Source organism: Pseudomonas sp. 15A4, assembly GCF_016925575.1.
Lineage (GTDB): Bacteria > Pseudomonadota > Gammaproteobacteria > Pseudomonadales > Pseudomonadaceae > Aquipseudomonas.
Genome location: NZ_CP068986.1, coordinates 4,020,874 through 4,046,646, shown reverse-complemented (window position 1 = coordinate 4,046,646; position 25,773 = coordinate 4,020,874). Strand labels below are relative to the sequence as shown.

The window sequence follows — 25,773 nt, the reverse complement described above, 5'->3', positions numbered from 1 at the left end:
TTTTGAAGGCACAGGACGCCGCCGCCCGCGGGGCGCCGAAATGGCGTCTGCGCCCAACGGCCGCCTGGGCCCTGGCACCCGCGGCGGCCGTGTTGGCAGCGTTCTGGCTGTTGCCGTTGGCGCACCTGATAGTGCTCGGCGGGCAGCAGCGGGACGGCGCCGGCAGCGGTTATTGGCAAGTGCTCAGCAGCCCGCAATACCTCGGCAGCCTGGCGCAAACCTGCGTGCTTGCCGCGGTGGTCACTTTCGCCGCGCTGCTGGTCGGCGGCATTACCGGCGTGTTTCTCGCCCGTCAGCGCTTTTTCGGACGCTCGACACTGGTGGCGCTGCTGACTTTTCCGCTGGCGTTTCCCGGCGTGGTGGTGGGCTTTCTGGTGATTTTGCTGGCAGGGCGGCAGGGGCTCTTTGCGATGCTGGGCCTGAAACTGGCCAGTGAGCGTTGGGTGTTTGCCTATTCCCTGGCGGGGCTGTTCCTCGGTTACCTGTATTTCTCGATTCCGCGGGTGATTCTCACGGTGATGGCGGCCTGCGAAAGCCTCGACCGCAGCCTGGAAGAAGCCGCCCATTCCCTCGGCGCCGGGCACTGGCGGGTGGTGTGTGACGTGATTATTCCCGGGCTGGCGCCGGCGCTGGTGTCCTGTGGCGCGATCTGTTTCGCCACGTCCATGGGCGCGTTCGGCACGGCGTTCACCCTCGGCACCCAGCTGAATGTCACCCCCGTGGCGATCTACAACGTGTTCACCAACTACGCCAACTTCACCGTCGCCGCTGCGCTGTCGGTGGTGCTCGGCGCGCTGACCTGGGCGGTGTTGCTGCTGGCGCGGCGCATGGTCAAGCCATCGAGGACGGTCCTGTGAAGCGTTCTTCGCTGTTCGTCGCGCAGCTGCTGTTCACGCTGCTGGTCTGCGCCTTCATGTTGGTGCCGGTGCTGATGTCGCTGGTGGCCGGGCTGACCCGCAATTATTTTCAGGGCGTGTCCAGCGGACTGACCTTCGACTGGATCGTCCAGGTCTGGCAGGCGTACTCGCCGACGGTGTGGCTGTCCCTGCAACTAGCCCTGGCCTGCGCGGTGTGCGTCTGTGTGATCGGCGTCCCGGCAGCCTATGCGCTGGTGCGGATGAACAACCGCTTCAGTCGCGCCTTCGAGGAATTGATGGTCTTGCCCGTCGCCATGCCCGGCCTCGCCAGTGCCCTGGCCCTGTTGCTGACCTACGGCCAGTTCGGCAGTCTCCGCAGCAGTTGGCTGTTCATCCTCGTCGGCCACGTGCTGTTCACCCTGCCGTTTCTGGTGCGGCCGGTGATGGCAGTGATGCAGCGTCAACACCTGCCGACGCTGGAGGAGGCCGCCGCCAGCCTGGGTGCCGGGCCTTTTGGCCGTTTTTTCAGCGTCGTGGTGCCGAACTGCCGGGCGGGGATTCTTGCCGGCGTGCTGATGGTGGTCACGCTGTCCCTGGGCGAATTCAACCTGACGTGGATGCTGCACACGCCCATGACCAAAACCCTGCCGGTGGGTCTGGCGGACAGTTACGCCTCGGCGCGGCTGGAAGTCGCCAGTGCCTACACCCTGATATTTCTGTTGATGATCGTGCCGCTGCTGGTGGCGTTGCAGGCCATCAGCGCACGCCTTTCCCGTGGAGAGCAAAGATGACTGGAACCACGCTGCGCCTGATCGGCTGCCGCAAGGCTTTCGCCGACGGCACTGTCGCCGTTCACGACCTCAACCTGACCATCGAGGCGGGGAGACCCTGGCCATCCTCGGCCCGTCCGGTTGCGGGAAAACCACCACGCTGCGGATGATCGCCGGACTGGAGCGGCCGGACGTCGGCCAGGTGTTCTTCGGCGATCAGGACGTCACTCGTCTGCCCATTGAGCGTCGTGATGTCGGCATGGTTTTTCAGAACTACGCACTGTTCCCCAACCTCACGGTGGAAGGCAACATCGCGTATGGCCTGAAGGTGCGCGGTATGGCCGTCGCCGAGCGCAACAAGCGCTGCGCCGAACTGCTGGAACTGGTCGGCCTGCAGGAACACGCCAAACGCGGCATTCATGAGCTGTCGGGCGGGCAGCGTCAGCGGGTGGCATTGGCCCGAGCCCTGGCCCCACGGCCAAAAGTCCTGCTGCTCGACGAGCCCCTTGCCGCACTGGACGCGCAACTGCGTGAACGCTTGCGCAGCGAACTCGATCAGCTGTTGCGCGGATTGGGCATCACCTCGGTGTTCGTCACCCACGATCAGGGCGAAGCCATGGCCCTGGGGGACCGGATTCTGGTCATGCAGCAAGGGCGCATCGCCCAGCTCGGCACCCCGCGGGAAATCTATCAGCAACCGGCGAATCCGTTCGTGGCCGGTTTCGTTGGCAATCTCAACGCATTCACAGTGGCCGGGCGTACCGCCAGCGGCCTTAAGGTAAGCGGCGGCGTACTCCCATGGGGGGAGGCGGGCGAGCCAACAATGGTGTATTGCCGGCCCGAGCATCTGCGGGTGGTGAGCAGCGAAGGGCACCTGCACGGGCGTCTGCTGGGGCAGTTCTTTCAGGGGGCGCAAAGCCGCTTGTTGATTGAGGTCGGCGCGGCGCAACCGTTGCTGGTGGACAGCGCCGACAGCGTCATTCACGCGCCGGGCGATCACATTGCCTTGGCCATCGAGCCGCGGGCGCTATTCGCCCTGCACCCGTAATTTTTGTCTGGATAAGTTGAATGTCGAAAGCCCCGTTTCTCATCGCACAGATCAGCGATCTGCACCTCAAGGCTGGCAACAAACTGACCTATGGCGTGGTCGACACCCTCGGCGCCTTGCGCCGCGCAGTCGATCATTTGAACGCCAGTCAGCCGCGCCCGGACATCGTGGTAATCAGTGGCGATCTGGTGGACTTCGGTCGCCCGGATGAATACGCCGTCCTGCACCCCGAGCTGGCGCGCCTGAGCATGCCGTACTATCTGGTGCCCGGTAATCACGACGTCCGCGAGCACCTGCTGGCCGAATTTGCCGACCACGTGTACCTGCCGATCTCGGCCGAAGCACCACTGGACTGGGTGATCGAAGCCCATCCGGTGAGGCTGATCGGTCTGGACTCGACGATCCCCGGCGCCCACGGCGGGCAAGTGCTGGACAGTCAGATGGCCTGGCTGGATGAAGTGCTCGGTCGACGTCCCGCCGTGCCGACCCTGCTGATCATGCACCACCCGCCCTTTGTCACCGGCATCGGCCACATGGACCGCGAAGCGTTCATCAACGGTGCTGCGCTGGAAGAAGTCGTTGGACGCCACCCGCAGGTCGAGCGGGTCTTGTGCGGGCATCTGCATCGACCGATGCAACGACGCTTCGCCGGTAGCATCAGTTGCACCTGCCCGGGCACCTCGCACCAGATTGTGCTCGACCTGCGCGATGACGCTCCGGCGCATTTCAACCTCGAACCGGCAGGCTACCTGCTGCATCGCTGGGATGCGGAGGAGGGCCTTGTTACCCACAACGGCGTGTTCGGTGATTATCCGGGGCCGTACCCGTTTTATGACGCGCAGGGGTTGATCGATTAGGCACGCCTGATCCCTTGGCTTGTCCCAACGCTTTCGCCCGGCGGCGCCCGACTGAAACGCGGTTTCCTATAATCACTCTATAGTCGATCTATAATCACCTATAAACGTATATTTCACCCATATCTATAATTGGACTATAGTCGCTCTATAATTGCCTATAGAGCTGTGCTTGAGGTCTACAAATGCCTGAAATCTTCTATCACCGCCCCGAGTTGGCCACCCGACTTTCCAAGCTGATCATGCAGATATCCGTGGGCAGCTCGGCCAGCTCCGGCGTCTTCCTGGCAGCGCCCCGGCGTACAGGAAAATCCACCTTCGCCCGCGAAGACCTGCGCCCTGCGCTGGAAAAAGCGGGCGCGATCGTGCTGTACGCCGACCTCTGGCAAGACCTGACCAAAGACCCCGGCCTTGTCATCGTGGAAGCCATCCGCGAAGCGGTTGGTCGAAACGATGGCTTCATCACACGGCTGGCCAAGGCTTCCGGGATAGACAAGGTGGCTGTTGGCGGCTTGAATTTCAGTCTGGATAAAATCGGCCTCGGCAAGGACATCGACCTCACCACAGCGCTGGTGGCGCTCTCCGACGAATCGCAGAAGCTCATCGTTCTGATGATCGATGAAGCGCAGCACGCGATTACCACCGAGGCGGGTGTGGCGGCGCTGTTCGCGCTCAAAGCGGCGAGGGACGAACTCAACAGCTCCCGGCACCACGGCCTGCGAATCGTTTGCACCGGCTCGAACCGGGACAAGCTGGCCATGCTGCGCAACAGCAAGGACCAGGCGTTCTTCGGGGCATCAATGGTGCCGTTTCCGACGCTCGATCAGAACTACATCGACTGGCTGTGCGCCAATATCGATCTGCCATCCCCGCTCGATCCGGCAGAAGTGTTCCAGCTGTTCAAAGAAAGCGGCTATCGTCCCGAATTGCTTGGCGCAGCGGCTGATGCCATTCGCTTCGATTTTTTCATCGACCCTGAAAACGTACGTGAGCGGTTTGCCGAGCTTGTTCGGGCACAGGCGGATGAATTGAATGCGAACCTCAAGAAGGTGATCCACAGCCTCACCCCGATCCAGTCGGCCGTGATTCGCGTCATGGGCAGCATGGGCGATAACTTCGCCCCGTTCGAGGCGCCCACCATGGCGTTGTACGCCACAGCCATGAAGCAGGCGGGCATCCCGGAAAGCGACATCAAGGTTGAAGTGCCGGGCGTGCAGCAAGCGCTGATTGCCCTGCAGGAAAAGAACCTGGTGTGGAAGGCTTCGCGGGGTGTCTATGCGGTGGATGAGCACGTGATCGTTGATCTGCTTCGCGCCGACGGGCTGCTGGAAGGCTTGTAGCCTCGCGGCAGCCCGGAATGGTTACCGCTTGAGGGCGATGGCCTCCTGGACAAGGCACTCAAGGGCGAACTGCTCGGTGTAGGTCATCTGAATGGGCGTCGTTTCGCCCTTGACGGTTCTTTCGCCATCCAGGATGTAGCGGATGCGCTTGTCAGTGACCCCGATACGCTTGGCGATCCACGAAGGTGTTTGGCCAATCCGCGAAATCAGCTTGTCGGCGTATTCAGTGGAAGGGTTATAGAGTTCTGCGTTGGGTGTCATGTGACGTCCGGATAGAGGTTAGGCGCTGTGTGTTCAGGCGAATGCCGCACAGTGTGCCAATAACCGGGCCGCGTCGCGACCCCAATGGTGTTCGCCAGCGCTGCGATGGTTCTAGAGGGGGAGGCGCCGGGGAAGAGATTCACCCTGGGTTCAAGCGCCGCTGCCCGTCCTTGGTGCCCGTGCAAATGCGGCAGAGACTGACTCAGGCAAAATCAGGTTCTGAAAATGTTATAGCCAACGTGCGTGAAGATTTAATCATGGCGGCACACTCATCACTCGTGACGGGCTTACTGAAAAGGTAACCCTGAATTTGATCGCAACCATGTTTCACAAGCAGCTCTAGCTGGTCGAATGTTTCGACACCTTCCGCAATGACGTTTAAATCCAATTCGTGTGCCAATACGATGACCGCTCGGGTGATCGCCGCGTCTTCATGATTGCTTGTGATGTCTTTTATAAACATTCTATCGATTTTGAGCGTGTCGATAGGGAATCGCTTCAAGTAGGCCAAGCTGGAATAACCCGTTCCGAAATCATCCACCGAAAGCCCTATGCCATATGACTTTATCTCTCGAAGTATTTCAACTGCCGACTCGGGTTCAATCATCAGCACGGATTCCGTGAGCTCGAACTCTAAAAGAGCGGGGTTGATACCGTATTCTTCCAGGATATGCCTGACGATTTTAGCCAGCCCTTTTACCTGAAGCTGCCTGGCTGAAAGGTTGATGGCGATCGGGACCACCCCGAGATTGTTATCTTCCCAACCTTTCAGGATTTCACAGACTTTCCGGATGACCCATTCGCCCACGGGAATGATCAGGCCGGTGTCTTCAAGCATAGGGATAAAATCAGCGGGAGAAACCAGGCCGAGCTCTGGATGATCCCACCTCAGTAAAGCTTCCAGACCACTGATGCTGCCATCGGTGAGGCTGACCTTGGGCTGAAAGTGCAGAATGAACTCGTCGCGATCAAGCGCGCCCCGCAACAGCGTTTCAGTTTGCAAACGCTTGACGGCACTTTGATTCATCTCGGCAGTGTAAAACTTGAAATTATTACGACCGCTCTTTTTTGCATGGTACATGGCGGTATCAGCGTGCTTGAGGATGACGCCAGCGTCATCCCCGTCAAAGGGATAAGTAGCGATGCCAACGCTCGCTGAGACGAATATATCCTGGCCACGAAGATTAAAGGGTTTTGCCAAAGCGTCGACAACATGGGTCGCAAGCGATTTGATGGAGCTTGCCGAATAAACAGGCTGTGTCACCACAACCGAAAATTCATCGCCCCCCAGCCGCGCAACCAGGCTGTCGTCATCGAGGTATTCTTCCAGGCGCCGGCTCGCCTGGATGAGCAACTCATCCCCTACGGAATGCCCCATGGTGTCGTTTACGGTTTTGAATCTGTCCAAATCGATGAACATGACGCTTATTGCAGAGGGCGCGGATGCAGAGCGGCTGATTGCAGCGTGCAGGTAATTATTCAGGAACCAGCGATTGGGCAGATGTGTAAGCGAATCATTTTCGGCCAGATAGGTAAGCCTTTTCTTTGCGTCATCCCGTTCAAGCGCAGCTGCCAGCAGGTTTGCCAACGTTTGGAGGTAGCTAACGTCTTCAGGTGTAAAGGCGTGCCCTGTGGTGGCGTAAACCCCGAGCACACCTTTAGAAGCATCCCCGCAAGGTATATCGACCTCAACACGGCTTCTGATGGGCTCAGCTCCCACTGTGTCAACCGACAGCAATTTGTATTTCGCATCCGGCGTATCGGAAATATCGAGCCCGGCAGAAGAACCCATACCGCTCAAGAACTCATTCGTCTCGCTATCGCGGGTATCAATGTTGGTCAAGCCCGTCTCGGCGTTGAGGATGACCCCGTGACTCACGCGATCAACGACTAATAAAGCGGCCTTACTCATGCTCAACCCTTGCGCCGCTGTCAGTGCGGCCAGTTCACCCAGGGCGCTGACGTTTTCCTCTGTCAATGCCTGCTGGCCAAACAAGGCGATCAGGTGTTGCCTTCTGGCGTTATCCAGAATCGCTACCTCAAACTCTTTTCGATCGGTGATATCGATGTCGATGCAGATATATTTTTCAACGCCGCCCCTGTCATCGAGAATAGGGATGATGGTGCGTTGATGCCATTGCTCAGTACCGGCCTGACCTGTAAGCCTGACCTCACCGTTCCACACTTCACGTTCAGGCGCCCACTGCCACGGCTGAGTGGCTGAAGACATGCCGTTCCAGACTTGATCAATCGTCAACTCTAAAAGCTCGGCGCGGGAACGCTGTGAGCTGGTTACGAATCGTTCGTTGACATAGGTGATGCGACCGGAGGGCGAACATTCGCAGACGATTGAAACCTCGTCCAGGGCGTTTTTATGCTGCACCAGGGTGTTCATCAACGATTCGATGCGCTGACCAAAGTGATTACGCATATTCGCCGCAGTACGGTTTACCGCTTTGATTGCCTCCTGTATTTCGACGGGCGCATCCGCGACCAGCATGGCTTCTGCTGCCACTGCGCCGGACGCGATTTCCGCTTCATAGGAGTGAAGCTTGTCCAGGTGGGCGAGCGAACGCTTGATCACCCATCCCATCAACAACAAACTTGTGAGCAAAAAAAGCACTGCCAGCACGGTAGCTTGCACCACCAAATTACAAAGTTCGGTCGCTATTTTCTCGGCGTTGAATGACAGGCGCATCACGCCATAATCTTTTCCACCGATCGTTATCGGTCGGTTGACATCGAATAATCGTGCAGCAACCTCGGCCTCTATCCACGCGGGGGCTCTGCCAACCGGCGCACTGGGCGCCTGCAGGCGAATGACGCCACCCGACAGGTCAATAAACATGGCGGATTGAAACGGCGAGCGAGCCAGGGTCTTTTCAAGGGTTCTTTTGATGGTGTCGTAATCGCCGATGACGACACTTTCCTCCACGGCCTGTGCGGCAACCTCTATCAGCATGTTGGCGGTGTCTTGGATTTCCTCGATATGCTGAAGAAGCTGATTTTTATAAAAAAGACCCAGCCCGGCCGTAAGGAACACCACTATCAGAATAGACAGCATCCCCAATATTTGCGACGTCAGTGATTTGGGCAGCAGGCTTTTAAAGAAAGTCATTAATAGCCTCTTCAGCTAATGTCAGATTATTTACTTGAGGTTTGCCGGCAAGCCGCTGTAAAAATCACGATAGGAAGCGTAATCCGCTGCCGTAGCAGGAATAAAGGTAATCGGTGCGGGTGCATGGACCAACTCGGTCGCCTCATGAAGAATCTTGCTGCCGTCTTTGTCGTACTGCATGTTGAAAAATGCGTTGGCTACCGCATCAAGCTCTTTTTGTGAAATACGAGGGGAGACCATGAGGGCTAAATCATTGAACGAGGACGAATTCCACAATACGCGGAACGACCTACCTTCTCGCTCCGTGTAGCCGCTGACAAGCTGTGAGTTGACCCCCATCGCCTGTGCCTTGCCGCTGAGCAGCTGGCTGAAGGCGCCGTCCATGTTTCCTGCAAATACCGTAGACGTATGTATTCCTTTCTTTACCAATTCCGAGCTGGTGACTTTATAAGCAATGAACGCTTCGGGCCCGGGGTACACAACCTCTTTGCCTTCCAGTTCAGAAAGGCTATGGATGGGCGAATCGGCAGGGACCACGATTTGTCCTTCAAGGGGAGGCGCGTCACGGCGACCAAATACCTTCCAGCCCATTTTGTCGCGCTCAGGGCTAAAGAGATGATTGGTGAAAGCGAAATCAACTTCTTGTGCGAGCACATAACTGGTTGTGTCAGAGGATGTACGCCCTAATTTCAGCGTGAGATTCACGCCACTTTTTTCGGACACATACCGTATGATCGGGTTCCAGAAACTGGCTGAGAGATTAAGATTGTATTGATTGACAGGCGAAAAATTGTAGACCTTAAGATCTTCAGAGACAGCCACATTTGACAGCCCAAAAGACAGCGCAATAATAATGGCTTTGCAGGTTAGGCGTAACGTCACGGGTGCACTCCAGATGGTGACTGACTTTTCACTCAAAGGCCTTTCAAGCCAGATTAAGCTCGGCAATCTAAATCAATCGGCTGAAGAGCGAGGATCTAAAGCACCGTCTGCATAAATAAATAGTTAACTTCATTGGATCCACTAAGCCGCATAGGCCCAATGGATACAAAGCACCATGATCGCATTCGGTGCAGATCGTCTTGAGTCACCCAGACTTCAGCGCCTGTTCAAGATGTTCAAGCAGCACGCGCACCCGGTTGGGTACGTACTGACGAGTAGGAAGTACTGCTGCTATGGACAGTTGCTCAGGCACCCCATCTTCCAGCTCGACGAGGACCAGACTGCCCTCCGCGAGGGCGGTGCGTACGTCCCAGTAAGTCAGCATGGCCAGACCGAGTCCCAATTTGCTGGCCGCTCTGACGGACTCGACACTATTGGCCGAGAACGATGCTTCGGCACGGATGGATACCTCTTCTCCCTGATGGACAAATGGCCAATAAGGCATGCCATGCAGGCCGATGCATTGATGACGCTTAAGGTCTTCAAGGTGGGTTGGCGTACCCTGCCTGGCGAGATAGCCAGGACTGGCGCAGATGACCCGTGGGTTCGGAGCAAGCGCGCGGGCTACCAACCCGGAATCGCTGAGTGTCGCTATGCGGATCGCGACGTCGATACCCAGGCCCACGATGTCTACGATGCGATCAGAGAGTGTCAGGTCAACCTGCAGCGCCGGGTTTTCTGCAAGCAGCCGGGGGATCAACGGCATGATCATCTCCTGGCCGAACACGGTGGGAGCGGTGACTCTCAGTAGGCCGCTGGCCGCTCCGGCATTCGCTTTCAATGTGGCGCGCGCTGCCTCGTTAGCCTCCAGCATGCTTCTGGCGAACGGTAACAATACTTCTCCCTCGGGCGTGAGGGACGCAGAGCGGGTCGTTCTTTGAACAAGCCGCACCCCTAATTCTTTTTCCAGAGAGGCAAGTCGTCGGGACACTGTCATGGCTGACAGCCCAAGTCGTCTCGCCGCCCCTGAAAGGCTGCTGGCGGTTGCCACCGCAGCGAACACTTCAACATCCTGAATCTGCATCGATTATATCTCTCAGCGTTACGCCGCCTTATCTCCCTGGCCGTCTTATACCTTCACCTGATCAGGGATATCGTCACCCAGCATAAGGCCTTGGAAATGAATCTCTGGCCAACGAAGGTCCAATCAATGAACACGCCCGGCAAGAAGATCCTGGACACGTTCGACATCGGCGACTTGAAATTAAAGAACCGGCTCGCTGTTGCACCCATGACTCGCGTCAGCGCAACTGAACATGGCAGTGCCTCGGAGACGATGGGACGATACTACGAACGCTTTGCCAAAGGCGGTTTTGGGCTGGTGATCACTGAAGGGATCTACACCGACCAGAAATTCGCTCAAGGCTATCGGTTTCAACCTGGTATCACTGATGCTGAACAAGCCTTGGCCTGGCGAGCCGTTACCAGTCGGGTACATCGCCATCAAGGCCTGATCTTCGCGCAACTCATGCACGCGGGGGCCTTGAGTCAGGGAAACCGTTTCCTGAGCGAGAAGGTCGGCCCTTCTGCCATACGTCCCAAAGGTGAGCAGATGAAGTTCTACTATGGCGAGGGCCAATACGCCGTACCCAGGGTCATGACCGATGAAGACATCGCCGATGCGATTGAAGGATTCGCCAATGCCGCAAGATTGGCAGTCGGAAGCGCAGGGTTCGATGGCGTAGAAATTCATGGCGCCAACGGCTATCTGCTTGATCAATTCCTCACTGACTATACGAACCTGCGAACAGACCGCTGGGGCGCAAGCGTGCGCAATCGAATTGCCCTGACTCTTGAGGTGATCAAGGCCGTAAGAGCAGTGGTAGGGGGCGCTCGCGTGGGTGTTCGAATTTCACAGGGCAAGGTCAACGATTACGCACACAAATGGGCTGAAGGCGAAGCTGCCGCCGAGACCATTTTTGGATCACTGGAAGACGCAGGTATCCAGTACATTCATGTCACAGAACACAAAGCGTGGGAGCCTGCGTTCAGCGAGAGCGGCCCCAGCCTGGTCAGCCTGGCCCGTCGATATGCTCCAGGGGTCGCCATAGTCGCCAATGGCGGGCTGGACAACCCTCAGCATGCCGAGCACGTTCTCAATGACGGCGCTGACATCGTTGCACTGGGAAAAAGCGCGCTGGCTAATCCTGATTACCCGAACCGGCTGTTGATGAATCAGCCCATGAAGGAGTTTGACTTCTCACTGCTCGGGCCTATCGCAAACATCAAAAACAGTGAGCTGGCTTAAGGTTAAGTCGCTATTCAAATCCTAAAAAAGGGACTCGGTGACGTCTGTGTTGGGTCAATGGCAGTGGTTCGCGAGAGACGGTTATCGGTCGATAGCGGCGTGCGCTTGGTGGAGGAAGCGCTCGAATCTGAGTTCATTCCCAGCTGCCATGGGGCTTCCTTCGCTACTTGCTTGAGTAACGCGTACCGGAATCGCCAATTCGTTTTTAAGTAAGTAGACCTCAATGCCATTTGCCCAGTATCAGAGGCTTTGGGGTAAGTAGCCTGGCGCAGGAGAGTGATGCCATTGGGCTTGGCAACGTGTAGTGTTCCGATTTTCTTCGTGGCGAGACGTGGTTCATGGATAAAAAGCCTTGGGGCTTTCACCTGTTCGGTGCGAATTTTGCCAGTGATGAAGAGGCCAAGTTATACGCCTTCGAGCAATGGGAGCCAAAGCCTCCCGCAACGGCCTCCGCCGCCGAATACAGTGACTGGGAAGATCGCAACCCAACTTGGCGAATGGCCGACGAGCTTGAGTTCAATATAGATTCCGACTTCGTGGAGCTGCCAGGTGGGCTCGAAAGAGTCGTTTCTCACATAAGCAGCCCGGCTGAGCGGGCCGAGGCGATCGCCAAGTGTGCCCCGTTCACCCATTTCATAATGATTGGCACGAATCGGGACGCTATGTGGCACGACCGTCGTTCGCGTTCATCCCAGGTTGAGCCCGTAACGCGCTTGCCGGAAAGCACTGGCACTATCACCTACTTGGGCGAGTACAACTGCTGATGGGCTTCGACCAGGCGGCACGCTACAGGGCGGTCCCCGGGCTTTGGCTGGTGCTGCTGTCGTTAATGTCAGCTTCGGCTCGAAGGCGAAGGGGTGCGACTGGCTGCTAACGGCCAGAAGCAGTCGTTCACGGGAGGCGGCTCTCGACCCACAGCAGTAATCTCGCATTGATTTAAAGCAATGCCTCCTGCCCATCCTAAAATCGTGATGGCAGTTCATTTCCGGCCTGGGCATCCGAAAAGACCTCATCTGGATCTGCCTGACACCAATATCTGAAAAGTAGGCGAGGCTCGATATTTCCGAAATATTGATCCACGATGCTCTCGGGGCGCACGACCAATTTAGGTTCTGGCCATTGCTGGGCTAAAACACCTAATGGTTTGCCAGATGAATAAACAACCCAAGTGGCCTTGCCTCCACTGATACGAGGTAGGTAGTCCATATCTTGTATCACTTCGATCAAGGTGCGCAGTGTTGCTGATTGATCGAATGTGATCGATATTGCATGACTTTCCAGATCATCTCCCGCATGAACGCTATCTCGATCAACGGCAACTACCAACATGACTGCTCCTTTTAGTGGTGTGCTTTCACCAGATCGATCAGCGTAGAGACATCAGCGGCTAACTGTCGAGTGCGCTTCTAGCCGAAACCTGCCGTACCAGGCTACCGCTTTCGGCAAGAAGTGGCCATTCTCCTCAAATCGGCGGCATCTCGATCTACGCTAAACAAGGCAATAATGCCGTCGTACTTATTAAGCCGCGATCGGCAACAATTCATTTTTTTGCGCCAGCGATCTTGATAAACGCTCTAGCCATCGATGTTCTTCAGTGCCTGAACCAACTAAAAATCATGCTTTTCATCAAATAGTTTGCTCATAAAGCTTTCAGGGTTAGCAAAGTAACTTTTCATAATTAGGTAGTTTTCAGTTTCTGAATATTCCTTCTCTACCAATCCACTATTGGTAAACTCCCAAATTCTGGCGCCCGGGTAAGCAATTAAAATTGGTGAGTGAGTTGCAATTATGAACTGCGAATTTTGTTTTGCGAGTTCCGCTATACGTACCAGCAGAGATAATTGGCGTTGGGGAGATAGCGCAGATTCAGGCTCGTCTAGTAAATACAATCCGTTTCCTCCGAATCGATGTAAAATCAGATCCATAAAAGCCTCCCCATGAGACCTCGTATGAAGATCGTTTCCCCCGTATGAGTCCTTAATAGCTGGCCCGCCAGGTCCGCAATCCAACTTATTCATCTCTGTAATTACATTATAAAAACTTTCTGCGCGATAAAAATAGCCATCTCGAGGTCGCTTTGCTGTGCGTGACAAGCGCAATGCCTTGGACAGTAGGGATTTTTCATCGCTGGAAGAAAACTTGAAATTCTTACTGCCTCCCTCATGATTAAAGCCACATGAAACTGCAATAGCCTCTAAGAGGGTTGACTTACCGCTACCGTTTTCTCCAACGAAAAAATTTATCACGGGATGAAGCTCGATTTTGCCAATTGATTGAATTGAAGGCAAATAGAAGGGGAAATTATTCTCTTCTCTATAGTTCTCTAAGATTTCAATTCTCTTAATGTAAGGCATTAACTTCCTGGCTTTATTTATCTTATTTAATGGTTATAGCTATATGTGTGATACTTAGGGTAATTATAAATAGTCTTTCTGTAGTTTGGCTCTTTTTTATAAGCAATAGATATGTCCGACATAAAAATAAACCATTCTTGGCTCGCGCCGCAGTTGCGGCGCTGTTTCGGCCAAACTTCTAATTTGCAATTTATCGTCTATTGACGGCGTTTGCTCAACGGTCTCCGTATATTTTATTCAATTTCAGATTATGGTTCTTATTGCAGAGTTCGGCTTTAGCGATCCAATCATTGATGCTCCAGTTTTACGCTGCGTTCGGCGAAATTATCGAGTCAGGTGGGCACCAATGCGTTCGGCTAGCATGATAGTAGTAAGATTTGTCGCCACCGATGGGATATCCGGGATGATAGAGGCATCCACAACACGCAGTGCCGCGATACCTCGCACCGCGCCCCAATTGTTGACTACGGCGGCCTTGTCACCGTCCGCGCCCATCGGCACGCTCGACGTGGGGTGCTGATAGCCGGCGACATTGTTTACGATGTTTTGTCGCAAAGCCTTGCCTTCAAGTACGCTGCTACCCGGTGTCATTTCATGGTCAACCAAGTCAGCAAACGGTACACTGCGGCCAATCTTGCGAGACAGTTCTACAGCTTCGACCATGCGATCCAAGTCATTTTCCTGTTCAAAAAAGTTGTACCGAATGTTCGGCGCAACTCGGGGGTCACGGCTGGTCAAGCGTACGCTACCGTTGGATTTAGGTAATGTGACGGCGCATGCCAGCACTATCGCACCGCCGGTAGGGCTTGCCTTTGGGTCGATCAGGTGTGTACCGGAGATATGTAAGTCCAGATCGTCCGGTGCGGCGTGTTGCGAACGAGTCCAGGCGATGGCGCCGCCGGCTGGGGTCATAGCAATTGCGGAGGTCTTCAGCGCGTAGACGTTGAAGAAAAACGGATGTTCTTGCAACCGTTCACCTACCGGTAGATCAGCGACGGTGGCGATTCCCATCTCGCGAAGATGGCCTTGTGGGCCGATACCGGAGCGTAGCAGGATAGCGGGGCTGCCTATGGCACCGGCCGACAAGATTACTTCGCCGGCTGGAACTATCTCGCCGTCTACTAGCAATACACCTATGGCGCGTTCTCGTTCTATCAGGACGCGGTCGGCTTCAGCGTGGCCGCGGATAGTGAGGTTGGCGCGAGCCCGCACGTCTGCACTCAGGTAAGCCATGCCGGTATTGATTCGGGTGCCGTTGATGACATTCAACGGGTAGGGACCTACGCCGTGCTGGCGCGCGCCGTTGAAGTCATCCACGAGCGGCAGTCCAACTGACTCGGCAGCCGCCACGAAAGCACGCATTGAGATAGTATTCTGCGCAGCAGTGCGCTGACGCACTGGAAATGGGCCGGTACGGCCATGCCATGCATCTTCGCCAGTTGGCGTGTTTTCCATCGCTCGGTAGGCGGACAGAACTTCCGGCCAAGCCCAACCTTCGATTCCGCGTCCGGCCCAGCGCGCAAAGTCGGCAGGACGCGCACGCATCGCCACAGCAGCATTGACCGCGGAGCTACCACCGATCACTCGGCCGCGTGGGATGGCTATGTCGTGACCTATCCGAGCTGAGTCGTCACTATGGTAATGCCAGTCGTATTCGGGAGAGGCGGCAACTAGGTCGGCGTTCGTCAGCACTGCTGGATACCGGTCGGGCGCAAAGTCGGGACCTGCGTCGAGCAGCAGCACACTGCGCAGCGGGTCGGCACTGAGACGTGCTGCAAGGACGGCACCGGCAGATCCACCACCGACGATCACCACGTCAAACTGCTTGCCAGTCCGAGGGGTCTCTTTAGTTTTACTGGAGCTGCGCGTTGCACTAGAGGCAAACGTAGCAGCGCCTGCCGTCATTGCAACCAGCACTGCCTGTGCTCCCAAAGCTATCGCGCCGCGTCGTGTGATTGTCAAAGTCATAGATTCCAGATCAGGTATCGTTAGTGCCGTCGAGGATGAGAGGCAAGAAACCATGGTAGGAACGCGTACCTGACCCAGCAAGACGGGGTTTCTGGAATCTGTGTCCGGTGGAATGGACGTCGAGAACTCCCCTATCTTCGGCGCCTAACCGCTCGGTAGTGCCGCCGTAGTTGCTGTATTCGGTAAAAAAATGTGCTGTATTCACGGAGAAGCCGCTGCAACGATTTGCCCAGCGTATTAAGGATGGCTTTACAGCTAGAGGATCTTGGGAAACTCCGAAGCCAAGTGATCCAAGAAAACACGTACTGACGGCAGTAATCCTTTGCGGGAAGGTACCAGTGCAGTGATCCTGGCATCGCCAGCTATCCATTCGGGCAGAACTCGATGAAGCTCACCACGCGCAACGGCCGCCCGCGCGATGTAACTCGGCAGGGCCACAATCCCAAGCCCGCTGATAGCTGCATGTTGCAGGCTGAGCATGTCCTCGCTTTGCAGCCGCGGCATGATGGGCACAGCAATTTCTTCGATCGATAAAGTGACATGGCGCAACCGCCAGTTCATGGGGGCATTAGCTCGCGCAAAGAAAATCGAGGCGTGGCTGCTTAGCTCCGCTGGCGTGGCCGGTGCGCCATGTTCGGCCAGATAGCTTGATCCGGCGAACAGAAACCAGGGAGCGACCCCGAGCATGCGCTGGACAAGATCGGAGTCCGGCAATGGAGCCTCATGCGCCCGGATGGCGACGTCGTAATTTTCGCCAACAATATCGATGGTTCGATCGGCTGCATGAGCGACCATATTGATCTTGGGATAGACACGAAGGAAGTCAGCGATCATGCCCGCCATGGCGAAATTCATGGTCGCGACTCCAGCGGTACACCGGATGGTCCCGACGGGCTCCAACAACCGCTGACGCACTGACATTTCTGCCATCTCCGCTTCTCGCAGCGCGGCCAGCGCGTGCTGGTAAAACTCTTCTCCTGCCTCGGTCATACCGAAGCGACGCGACGTTCGGCTGAGCAAACGCACACCTAATTCGCCCTCCAATTGTTGCATGCGGTGGCTAAGCGTTGACTTGGGCATACCGGTACTTGCAACTGCGGCAGTAAACCCACCGCGATCGACCACATTGACAAAAATAAATAGATCGTTCAGGTCCAGCCGATTCACGTATGGCCCAATCATAGGAAGGCAATTTTTAATCTTGAAGAGTTCCAAGGGTACCGTCTAGAACTATGTGGTTATTTGGCAATGTTTCGCTGGGAAGGAGCGTCCAATGAGCGGGAAGTTGAATCTGGCCAAACCGGCTTGTTGGGGGAGGCCCAATACCTAACATCCGGTGAATAGCCAAACCCCGGAGCAGAGAATGAAATCAATAAATGGCAAAGTCGTCCTCGTTACTGGTGCCTCATCGGGATTGGGGCGCGAGTTAGTGCATCAACTGCTGGAAAAAGGTGCGCTAGTCGCAGCCACCTTTCGCAAGCAAGAAGAAGTGGATTTCTATAACGGTAAACATGCTGCGCAGGGCATGGGCGTTTTGGTAGACGTGACAGACGATGTGGCGGTCAAAACGGGTGTGGCCCAGGTGCTGGACCACTTTGGACGTATCGACATTGTCGCCAACTGTGCGGGTGCTGGCACAGTGGGTGCAGTTGAAGAAATGACGGATCGAGAAGCGCGGCGTGTATTCGATCTGAATTTCTTTGGCGGCCTGAACATCATTCGCGCTGTAACCCCTGCGATGCGCAAGCAGCGCAGCGGGCACATCATTCAATTCTCCGCAATCGGTGGCTTCATTGGCTACCCGGGCATGGGCGTGTACTCGGCCGCTAAGGGCGCTACTGACATCCTGGGGGAAGCACTGGCAGGTGAACTTGCACCCTTTAACATCGCCACGACTGTGTTGACCATCGGTGTATTCGAGACCCAATTTGCGGGTCGCTCACTGGCTTACGTCGAGCAAAAAATCGATGACTATGAAGGCACACCCGTCGGTAAGTTCCGTGTAGCTATAGGTGGTCTGCAAGGTAAGCAGCCGAATGTTCCAGGAAAAGGGGCTTTGGCGATTATCAACCTGATGGAGGCGGATCATCCACCCGTACACGCGGCCTTGGGTGCCGATGCGATGGGCGGAATGCGTGCAAAAATGGCCAAAGTCGAGCAGGAACTTGTCCAGTGGCAGGGCAACGCAACCTCTACAGAACGCAGCATCAACGGAATCTGATCATGCGAATGACCAACAAAGTTGTACTGATTACCGGCGCATCGCGCGGGCTCGGATTATCCCTGGCACGTCGTTTTGCCAGAGAGGGGGCTTCCGTTGCGTTGACGTACAACACTGACGCTGCCGCAGCCGACCGAAACGTCGAGGCTCTCGTTGCTGAGGGCGCTCAAGCAATGGCCATCGGGGGAGACATCAGCGACCCGGACGCTGTCAAAGCCATATTCGCAGCAGTGCTGGCTCGATTTGGGCGCATCGATATTGTCGTGGCCAATGCCGGGCGGGAGCTTATCGACACACCGATCACGGAAATCGATAACGCGATGTTCGAGGCTGTCACCAAAACCAATGTGTTTGGCACCTTCTATACGCTACGCGAAAGTGCGCGCCATGTTACCGATGGTGGACGCATCATCGTGATTTCGTCCACTACGACGATCGTACCGAACGCAGGCTTCACCGCGTATGCCGGAAGCAAAGCCGCCGGCCGGCTTTACGTTGAATGTCTCGCGCAGGAAATGGGCAAGCGTAACGTCACGGTGAACGGTGTGGTACCGGGGCCGCTACGTGACGCCGGTGTCATCGCAAACCTTCAGGAAAATGACTATCAGGCATTGGCACAGTTGTCGCCATTTGCGCGCTTGGGCTCTGTCGCCGATGTCGAAGGCGCCGTGCTTTTCCTGGCAAGTGACGATGCAGCTTGGATTTCCGGTCATCACCTGGTTGTCAACGGCGCCGCCAAAGTATAGGGCAGACCCACATGACCAGGCGGTGGGGCAGTCCTCATCGTTCGGCCACCGTTCGACGTCCGTTTTTTTGTTCTTTTCAAATTGATTACCCCCTTTAAAGCCACTTAAATCAAGGTCCCATCATGTCGCCTAAAAAGATTGCCGTCATTGTCGGCAGCCTGCGCAAAGAGTCGTTGAACCGCCTATTTGCTCAAGAAGTAATCGCGCTTGCGCCACCGAGCCTTTTATTAGAAATAGTCGAGATCAATGAACTGAATCTGTTTAACCAAGACTTGGAAGAAAACGGTAAGAGTGCCCCTGAAGCCTGGACTCGTTTTCGCCAAAATATGGCGTCGAAAGATGGAGTACTGTTTTTCACTCCCGAATACAACAGGTCAGTTCCTGGTGTATTGAAGAACGCCATTGATATTGGTTCTCGCCCTTACGGCGAGTCTGTGTGGGCAGGCAAACCCGCAGCTATCGTAAGCGTATCGCCCGGTGCCAGCGGCGGCTTCGGTGCTAACCATCATTTACGTCAGTCTATGGTATTTCTGGACATGCCACTTTTGCAGCAGCCGGAAGCGTATATCGGTGGGGCGACAAGGCTACTGGGGCCAGGCGGAAATTTGAATGACGACGGAACTACTCAGTTCTTGAAAAAATTCATTGACGCCTTTGCTGCATGGGTCGAAATCAATACCGCCAAGTCAACGGGTTTAATCTAGGGTGCTAGAAACTCTCTGCTTTGGCTGATCTAAGGCGTTGTATGAGTCGTCTCAGGTTTCACGTACGGCCTTAGTGTCCGCTAATGGCCGACTCCGGCCCGTCCTGAAAGTAGGGGTCAACGTTCGTTGGGGTGGCGATTGGAAAGGGAATGGAAGATCGAAAGACGAGAGGTTTTTAGATCTTGTTCCAGCCTCGATGAGATCGCTCTGAGCAATCGCCGTTTCTCATCAAACCGGGGTCAGCCTGGACCGGTGCTCAGTCCCTATGCGTTCTAACACCGTGTTTGCCAACGTGAGCAACTGGCCGATAAAGAATGGCATCAGCGGAAGAATCATAGAAAGACTGGTAAAATGTGAATTCTTCACGGTTTCTTGTCTGACACATCCTCTCTATCATTTCGATAAGCTTATACTTGTCTGAATCAGCGGTTTTTATCCCGAATATAATACCGTCCAGATCATCAAAGGTATAACGAAGCTTTCTATCATCTTCGTTAATATAGGAGTTAAACTGAGATTTTAAAATTAGCCTGTACTCTTGCTCATTCGACCAGTGCCTTGTTTTTACCGTAAGGCTTTTAAAATTGTCTCTGTGATAATTAGCATGCCATTGCACTTGATTCTCGAAAACATCTATTTTTCGCGAACTTAAATTTCCGCTTTTGTCGGTATACCATTTATCTATAACTTCTTGAGCGCCATATCCAGCTAGGCTGCAAAAGAAATCAAGATCAGGGCTTTTTTCTGTATGGGAGACTTTACTGAAGTGAAATTTGGTTTGAGTCCACCACTTTATGCCCTGCTTTAATCCGGGCTTCATGAGCGAGATTCCAGGCTGCCCTTCATCATTGTTCACTTTAAATTTAAGACAAACACCCTGATGGTTATTGCCATACGTACCCCAGATTGCCGAGTTCTCACAATTCTCCATGAAACAGCTTACAAACCATTCAGAAGTTGTGAGTCTGATCCTTGAGGCCAAAAACTCTTCCGGAAAATCTATGCAAAGCCTTGTCCAATTTTTTGACTCGCCTATTTTCGACCTAGCATAACCTTTTACCAGATCATCACTTCTTAAAAATGCCAATGCAGAACTATCGAATTCAGCTTCTAACAGCTCATCACCTAGGCCTTCGAAATAGTTTAAAAGATTGGTTGAAACTGTCAGCAGCTCTTCATGCGATGCGCCATTTATACCGTAGCCTTTTTCAACAAGATTGTAGGACACTAATACTTCAGAAATAATATGCATTGCAAAGGACTGAATCGACCGCAGGTGCAGCATTAGCTCATTTTGATTCACTTCTCGCTCCTTAAATGCCAAAACTGCGATATGTCTCTTTACATTTGGGTAGTCAAAAAATCTTGATACAAGATCGGCAATCTCTTTGTAATTTTCAGGTGGCACTGCTTGAACTTCATAATTTGGATATATCGGAAAATCTAAAGCTTCAAACTCACCAGTAAAGTACTGAGTATTTCGAATGAGTAAGCAATCCATGAAATGCTGGAAGAAATTCTCCCATACGACCGAATCCCCTTTCCATATGACCTCTCGGTGTCCTTCCAGTGGGTCGTTGAGCTTTTCCGGTGGCGAGAAATAGATATAGCACCCCTCCAGCTCGCTTTCTCTGTTACCGCCAAGCAGGCTACTGACAGGGCGAAACCTATAAAGATGATTGAGCACTACTGTCACTCCAGGTCTGTTTGAACGTCCATTTGTCACAATGCCAGGCATCTACGCTTCGATCTGACCCGGCACTGCAAGTCACACCACCAAGGCTACGTCAGTTAAGGCCCGCTTCTGGCCGATTGCTGCCTTTCGCGAGAGGCTGCAATGGGTCGATAGCTCCCCGTCACCCGCACCAACCCGATGCAGGCACTCACCCCATCTATTTCCCGCCACACTCCTGCGCTCAAGCAAACGACAGTGGCCCGCGGAATGTGCCGATGGGCACCCAGTGGGTAATCAGACCGGTATCCACCTTCCAGTGATGCAGGAGTAACGCCGGCGGCTCCACATACGACGCCTCTTTAGCCTCTGCATCCAGGGCCAACCCGATGGCAGTCGTTGTGCTGGGCGCAGTGCAGAGGACTGTGCCGCCAAAACGTAATTGCATCGAGCGGTGAATGTGTCCGCACACCACCCGTTCGATCGCCGGATAGCGTTGCACCACTTCGCGCAGCCGCTCCGAGTTCCGGCAGGCATACGTATCGATGTAAGGAATGCCACTGAGGAACGGTGGCTGGTGCAGCATGACCAGAGTCGGGCGCGTCGGCTCCTGGGCAAGTGCCGCATCGAGCCAGGCCCCAGCCGCCTCGGTCATGTCGCCGTGGTGTTCCAGGGGTACGGTCACATCGACACCAATGATCCGTACCGGTCCGAGGTCATCGGCGACGAAGTGCCACGGGCCTGCCGTTGAAGAGAGATACGGCTGGGAAAAGGTAGAACCCATTAATGTTCGGTCATCATGGTTCCCGGGAATCATCAACAACGGCTGCTCGATCCCGGCCAGCAGTTCACGCGCCATTGCATACTCTTGCGGTAGTCCCTCATCCACCAGGTCGCCGGTGATAATCACGACATCGGGTCGCGGCAAAAGCCTGTTCAGGTGTGCAATGGCCTGTTCGCACATCGTGTTTGAATCAACCAGCCCCTGATAAAGCATGCCTTGCGGCCTGATATGCAAATCGGAAAGGTGGGCAATCAGCACGGGACATTCTCCATGGAGGACACGGTGATCAATGGCGGGGTGAAGGTAGCATGCCTGAGCTGCGATGGACGGGGTCAGCGTCCAGGCGGCATGGCAGAGCGCCGAGCTATTGCAGGCCGGAACGGGCGAGGGATGTCGAGCCGGCACAGGGTCGAACAGCCGGTCACCGAAGCAAAATTAACTGGGCTGGATCCCGGCACATAACTTGCCCTTCTCGTATTCCTCGCCTTGCAGGAAGTCCCCATGCTGCACTCACATCTCACCACCCTCAATGCTGTCTCGCTGGTCCTGAGCACGTTCAAGGCGCAAGGCTGGTCGGCCGAGGCGCTGCTGGCCGGCAGTGGCATAGGCGCAGCAGACTTGAACCGCGCCGACACGCGCATTGCCACGCATCAGGAGATGCAGGTGTGCGCCAATGCCGTGGCTCTGCAGCGCGACATTGGCCTGATCGTGGGGCAGCGTATGCATGTCTCGTCCTACGGCATGCTCGGCTATGCCTTGCTTACCAGTGCCACTTTCGGTGACGCGTTACGGCTGGCCCTGCGTTATCCCGCGTTGCTGGGAACACTGTTCGAGCTGAGTCTGGAGGAGGACGGCGAACGTATATGGTTCACTGCGGGCGATTATCGCGAGAATCCGGCACTGATCGCCTTCAATGTCGAGCTGTGCCTGGGGTCGCTGAAGGTCATTTGCGACGACCTGCTCGGCCACCCACTGCCCTTGCTGGGCGCTCGCTTTGAGCACGATGCGCCGGACTATCAGACTCGCTACGCCGAATGTTTCGATTGTCCGTTGCAGTTCCAGGCTACCGTCAATGCATTTGCTTTTGATAAACGCTGGCTCGCCCAGCCTTTACCGCTGGCTGACGCGGTAACACATCAGGCCATGACCGAGCGCTGCCGAAAACAGAACACTGAATTCACCGGGCGCGAGGCCTGGCTGGGGCGAATCCGGCTATTGCTGGCTGCACAACTGCATGCCGCGCCCGGGCTGGAAATGCTGGCCCGAGAGATGAACTGCTCGGCGCGCACCTTGCGTCGACACCTGCACGACCTGGGCTGCAGCTATCAGGAACTGCTCGACGAACTTCGTTTCGAACGCGCCAAGCAACTGCTGGCCGAAGACCGGTGGCCCATCTACCGGATCGCCGAGGCTCTGGGTTTCAGCGAGACCGCAAGTTTTCGGCACGCCTTTGTGCGCTGGAGTGGCGTGGCGCCGAGCCAATTTCGCGCATGACGCCTCATTAAGGGGCGAATTACGGACAGAGAATCTGGCCATATTTATCCCCTTTTGGCCGCACTTGCCGTTCTCATAAACCGCGCCCGGCGCAAGACTGTATTCACCGATACAGCCTGCGGAGAACAAAAAATGCTGACAATCTACTCGGATGATCACCACCTGCACCACGGCCGCTGTGAGCTGATGGACGGGCAGTTGATGCCCTGCTTCGAAATGCCCTCACGCGCCGATCATGTATTACAACGGGTCAAGGACCGTCAACTTGGCGAGGTACAGGCGCCGCAGGACTTTGGTCTGGAACCGCTGCAACGCGTTCATAGCCGTGAGTACCTCGATTTCTTCAAGGGTGCCTGGGCGCGCTGGACCGAATTCGGTCAGGAAGGCGACCTCCTGCCCTACACGTGGCCCGCCCGCACCCTGCGCCGCGTATTACCCGAAAGCCTGCATGGTCAACTCGGTTATTACAGCTTCGACGGCGGAGCGCCAATCACCGCCGGCACGTGGCAGGCAGCCTACTCGGCGGCGCAGGTCGCGCTTAGCGCCCAACAAGCGATTCAGCAAGGTGCCCACAGTGCTTTCGCCCTGTGCCGTCCGCCGGGACACCACGCAGCGGGCGACTTGATGGGCGGTTATTGCTACCTGAACAACGCCGCTATTGCCGCCCAGGCCTTTCTTGATCAGGACCACAAAAAGGTCGCGATTCTGGACGTGGACTACCACCACGGCAACGGCACTCAGTCGATTTTCTATGGGCGCAGCGATGTGCTGTTTACCTCGATCCACGGCCACCCAGAAGCGGAGTTTCCGTTTTTCCTGGGCTATGCCGACGAGTCGGGTGAGGGCGCAGGTGCCGGCTTTAACTTCAACTACCCACTGCCGGCCGGTTCCGGCTGGGAAACCTGGAGCGCGGCGCTCGAGCAAGCCTGCACAGAAATTGATCGTTATGGCGCCGACGTTATCGTCGTCTCCTTGGGCGTGGATACATTCAAGGACGATCCGATCTCAAAATTCAAACTCGACAGCAAGGATTATCTGGCGATGGGCGCACGCATCTCCCGCTTGGGTAAACCTACGCTGTTCGTGATGGAAGGCGGCTACGCGGTGGAAGAAATCGGCATCAATGCCGTCAACGTTCTCGAAGGTTTTGAAGGGGCCGGCCAATGAACATGTTCAAGTCACTTATCCTCTGCGCTGCCGTTATCAGCGGCATGGCTCATGCCGAAGAGAGAACCCTGCGGGTCTACAACTGGTTCGACTACATCACCCCAAAGGCGCTGGAGGACTTCAAGGCGCAGAATCCCGGCCTCAAATTGGTGTACGACATCTTCGACACTAACGAAGCTCTGGAAGCCAAGCTGCTCACCGGCAACTCAGGGTATGACGTGGTAGTGCCATCCAACGTGTTCCTGGCCAAGCAGATCGAAGCCGGTATATTCCAGCCGCTGGACCGCAGCCAATTGCCGAACTGGAACCACCTTGATCCCAAGCTGATGAGGCTGATCGAGGCCAACGATCCGGGCAATAAATTCGCCGTGCCTTACATGTACGGCACCATCCTAATCGGCTTCAACCCGGACAAAGTCAAGGCCGCGCTGGGTGCCGATGCCCCAGTGGACAGCTGGGACCTGATTTTCAAGGAAGAAAACATCAGCAAGCTCAAGTCCTGCGGTGTAGCGCTGCTGGACTCGCCCTCCGAAATCCTGCCCCTGGCTTTGCAGCACTTGGGCCTGGACCCCAACAGCATGAACCCCAAGGACTATGTGAAGGCCGAAGCGCTGTTGATGAAAATCCGCCCCTATATCACCTACTTCCATTCCTCCAAATATATGGCGGATATCGCCAACGGTGACATCTGCGTCGCGGTCGGATACTCCGGCAGCTTTTCCCAGGCCGCCAACCGCGCCAAAGAGGCCAAGAACGGCGTGACCGTGGACATGCGCCTGCCCAAGGAAGGCGCACCTATCTGGTTTGACATGCTCGCCATTCCCAAGGGTGCCAAGAACCCACAAGACGCCTACACATTTATCAACTACCTGCTGCAGCCGCAGGTGATTGCGCCAATCAGCGATTTTGTCGGCTACCCCAATCCCAACAAAGACGCTACCGAACAGGTTGATCCGGCCATTCGCAACAATCCCAACCTGTACCCCACCGAGGCTGCGATGGCCACGCTCTATACGCTCAAGCCTCTGGGGCGTGACGCCGAACGCGCGCGCACGCGGGCCTGGACCAAGATCAAGTCAGGCACCTGATACCTTGTCGTTATACCTAGCTGGGCGAACGGGATGACCAAGCTTTCACCCGAGGTAAAGCGTGCTGTGCGCGTTCACGGTGTGCGCAGTGGTCAGTTTACTGTGGGAAAGGGTCAGCTTCGTAAAAGCGCCCAGCG

General features: G+C 55.5%; 22 protein-coding genes and 1 pseudogene. 13 read left to right on the top strand and 10 right to left on the bottom strand.

What is annotated here, in order from left to right:
* Positions 1 to 2 precede the first annotated feature (2 nt).
* From JN403_RS17830 to JN403_RS17810, 5 genes and pseudogenes are all read left to right on the top strand, one after another.
* Complete coding sequence (locus JN403_RS17830) at positions 3 to 857, top strand: ABC transporter permease (RefSeq protein ID WP_205487476.1); 855 nt, start codon at positions 3 to 5, stop codon at positions 855 to 857.
* A complete protein-coding gene (locus JN403_RS17825) occupies positions 854 to 1,648 on the top strand; it encodes an ABC transporter permease subunit (RefSeq protein ID WP_205483534.1) in 795 nt (264 codons plus the stop codon). Before JN403_RS17830 ends, JN403_RS17825 begins: the two co-directional genes overlap by 4 nt.
* Positions 1,645 to 2,675: pseudogene (locus JN403_RS17820) on the top strand (ABC transporter ATP-binding protein). The gene JN403_RS17825 and the pseudogene JN403_RS17820 overlap by 4 nt, the downstream one beginning before the upstream one ends.
* A gap of 20 nt (positions 2,676 to 2,695) precedes the next feature.
* Positions 2,696 to 3,532: a phosphodiesterase gene (locus JN403_RS17815; protein ID WP_205483532.1), complete on the top strand. Its 837-nt coding sequence runs from the start codon at positions 2,696 to 2,698 to the stop codon at positions 3,530 to 3,532.
* Between the two features lie 182 nt (positions 3,533 to 3,714).
* Positions 3,715 to 4,869 (top strand): ATP-binding protein, encoded by a 1,155-nt coding sequence (locus JN403_RS17810; protein ID WP_205483531.1) that lies wholly within the window; start codon positions 3,715 to 3,717, stop codon positions 4,867 to 4,869.
* A gap of 21 nt (positions 4,870 to 4,890) precedes the next feature.
* Here JN403_RS17810 and JN403_RS17805 read toward each other — a convergent pair whose 3' ends face one another.
* The 4 genes from JN403_RS17805 to JN403_RS17790 form a co-directional block, all read right to left on the bottom strand.
* Positions 4,891 to 5,130, bottom strand: a complete 240-nt coding sequence (locus tag JN403_RS17805) for a hypothetical protein (protein WP_065988840.1) — start codon at positions 5,128 to 5,130, stop codon at positions 4,891 to 4,893.
* 202 nt (positions 5,131 to 5,332) lie between these two features.
* Positions 5,333 to 8,248 carry a GGDEF and EAL domain-containing protein gene (locus tag JN403_RS17800; protein ID WP_205483529.1) on the bottom strand — a complete coding sequence of 972 codons (2,916 nt, stop codon included), beginning with the start codon at positions 8,246 to 8,248 and terminating at the stop codon, positions 5,333 to 5,335.
* Between the two features lie 30 nt (positions 8,249 to 8,278).
* On the bottom strand, positions 8,279 to 9,130 hold the full coding sequence (locus JN403_RS17795) for a phosphate/phosphite/phosphonate ABC transporter substrate-binding protein (protein ID WP_205483527.1): 852 nt from the start codon (positions 9,128 to 9,130) through the stop codon (positions 8,279 to 8,281).
* A gap of 205 nt (positions 9,131 to 9,335) precedes the next feature.
* Positions 9,336 to 10,214: a LysR family transcriptional regulator gene (locus JN403_RS17790; protein WP_205483525.1), complete on the bottom strand. Its 879-nt coding sequence runs from the start codon at positions 10,212 to 10,214 to the stop codon at positions 9,336 to 9,338.
* 126 nt (positions 10,215 to 10,340) lie between these two features.
* Between JN403_RS17790 and JN403_RS17785 the strand changes: the two genes are divergently transcribed.
* Positions 10,341 to 11,438, top strand: coding sequence for an NADH:flavin oxidoreductase (locus tag JN403_RS17785; protein WP_205487474.1), 1,098 nt, complete (start codon positions 10,341 to 10,343; stop codon positions 11,436 to 11,438).
* Between the two features lie 338 nt (positions 11,439 to 11,776).
* On the top strand, positions 11,777 to 12,202 hold the full coding sequence (locus JN403_RS17780; RefSeq protein ID WP_205483523.1) for a hypothetical protein: 426 nt from the start codon (positions 11,777 to 11,779) through the stop codon (positions 12,200 to 12,202).
* Positions 12,203 to 12,398: 196 nt separating this feature from the next.
* Here JN403_RS17780 and JN403_RS17775 read toward each other — a convergent pair whose 3' ends face one another.
* The 4 genes from JN403_RS17775 to JN403_RS17760 form a co-directional block, all read right to left on the bottom strand.
* The gene (locus tag JN403_RS17775; RefSeq protein WP_082463679.1) at positions 12,399 to 12,767 is read right to left on the bottom strand and encodes a hypothetical protein; all 369 of its coding nucleotides are present in this window, start codon (positions 12,765 to 12,767) and stop codon (positions 12,399 to 12,401) included.
* A 278-nt stretch (positions 12,768 to 13,045) separates the two neighbouring features.
* Positions 13,046 to 13,792 (bottom strand): AAA family ATPase, encoded by a 747-nt coding sequence (locus JN403_RS17770; protein WP_205483521.1) that lies wholly within the window; start codon positions 13,790 to 13,792, stop codon positions 13,046 to 13,048.
* A gap of 324 nt (positions 13,793 to 14,116) precedes the next feature.
* Positions 14,117 to 15,607: a GMC family oxidoreductase N-terminal domain-containing protein gene (locus JN403_RS17765; protein ID WP_240356655.1), complete on the bottom strand. Its 1,491-nt coding sequence runs from the start codon at positions 15,605 to 15,607 to the stop codon at positions 14,117 to 14,119.
* A gap of 408 nt (positions 15,608 to 16,015) precedes the next feature.
* On the bottom strand, positions 16,016 to 16,975 hold the full coding sequence (locus tag JN403_RS17760; RefSeq protein ID WP_234010441.1) for a LysR substrate-binding domain-containing protein: 960 nt from the start codon (positions 16,973 to 16,975) through the stop codon (positions 16,016 to 16,018).
* Between the two features lie 148 nt (positions 16,976 to 17,123).
* On the opposite strand from JN403_RS17760, the gene JN403_RS17755 reads away from it, so the two are divergent.
* From JN403_RS17755 to JN403_RS17745, 3 genes are all read left to right on the top strand, one after another.
* A complete protein-coding gene (locus JN403_RS17755; protein WP_056861411.1) occupies positions 17,124 to 17,981 on the top strand; it encodes an SDR family NAD(P)-dependent oxidoreductase in 858 nt (285 codons plus the stop codon).
* Positions 17,982 to 17,983: 2 nt separating this feature from the next.
* Complete coding sequence (locus tag JN403_RS17750) at positions 17,984 to 18,727, top strand: SDR family oxidoreductase (RefSeq protein ID WP_056861412.1); 744 nt, start codon at positions 17,984 to 17,986, stop codon at positions 18,725 to 18,727.
* 122 nt (positions 18,728 to 18,849) lie between these two features.
* Complete coding sequence (locus tag JN403_RS17745; protein ID WP_065883890.1) at positions 18,850 to 19,431, top strand: NAD(P)H-dependent oxidoreductase; 582 nt, start codon at positions 18,850 to 18,852, stop codon at positions 19,429 to 19,431.
* Between the two features lie 256 nt (positions 19,432 to 19,687).
* Here JN403_RS17745 and JN403_RS17740 read toward each other — a convergent pair whose 3' ends face one another.
* Together JN403_RS17740 and JN403_RS17735 are read right to left on the bottom strand one after the other, a co-directional pair.
* Positions 19,688 to 21,118 (bottom strand): DUF2971 domain-containing protein, encoded by a 1,431-nt coding sequence (locus tag JN403_RS17740; RefSeq protein ID WP_205483519.1) that lies wholly within the window; start codon positions 21,116 to 21,118, stop codon positions 19,688 to 19,690.
* Between the two features lie 229 nt (positions 21,119 to 21,347).
* Positions 21,348 to 22,145, bottom strand: a complete 798-nt coding sequence (locus tag JN403_RS17735) for a phosphodiesterase (protein WP_205483518.1) — start codon at positions 22,143 to 22,145, stop codon at positions 21,348 to 21,350.
* A 243-nt stretch (positions 22,146 to 22,388) separates the two neighbouring features.
* Here JN403_RS17735 and JN403_RS17730 point away from each other — a divergent pair, with 243 nt between their 5' ends.
* The 3 genes from JN403_RS17730 (at position 22,389) to JN403_RS17720 (ending at position 25,636) form a co-directional block, all read left to right on the top strand.
* Positions 22,389 to 23,381: an AraC family transcriptional regulator gene (locus JN403_RS17730; protein WP_205483517.1), complete on the top strand. Its 993-nt coding sequence runs from the start codon at positions 22,389 to 22,391 to the stop codon at positions 23,379 to 23,381.
* Positions 23,382 to 23,513: 132 nt separating this feature from the next.
* Positions 23,514 to 24,548, top strand: a complete 1,035-nt coding sequence (locus tag JN403_RS17725) for a histone deacetylase family protein (protein WP_205487472.1) — start codon at positions 23,514 to 23,516, stop codon at positions 24,546 to 24,548.
* Entirely contained in the window at positions 24,545 to 25,636 is a 1,092-nt protein-coding gene (locus JN403_RS17720) for a polyamine ABC transporter substrate-binding protein (protein WP_205483516.1), read from the top strand. Before JN403_RS17725 ends, JN403_RS17720 begins: the two co-directional genes overlap by 4 nt.
* Positions 25,637 to 25,773: the final 137 nt, after the last annotated feature.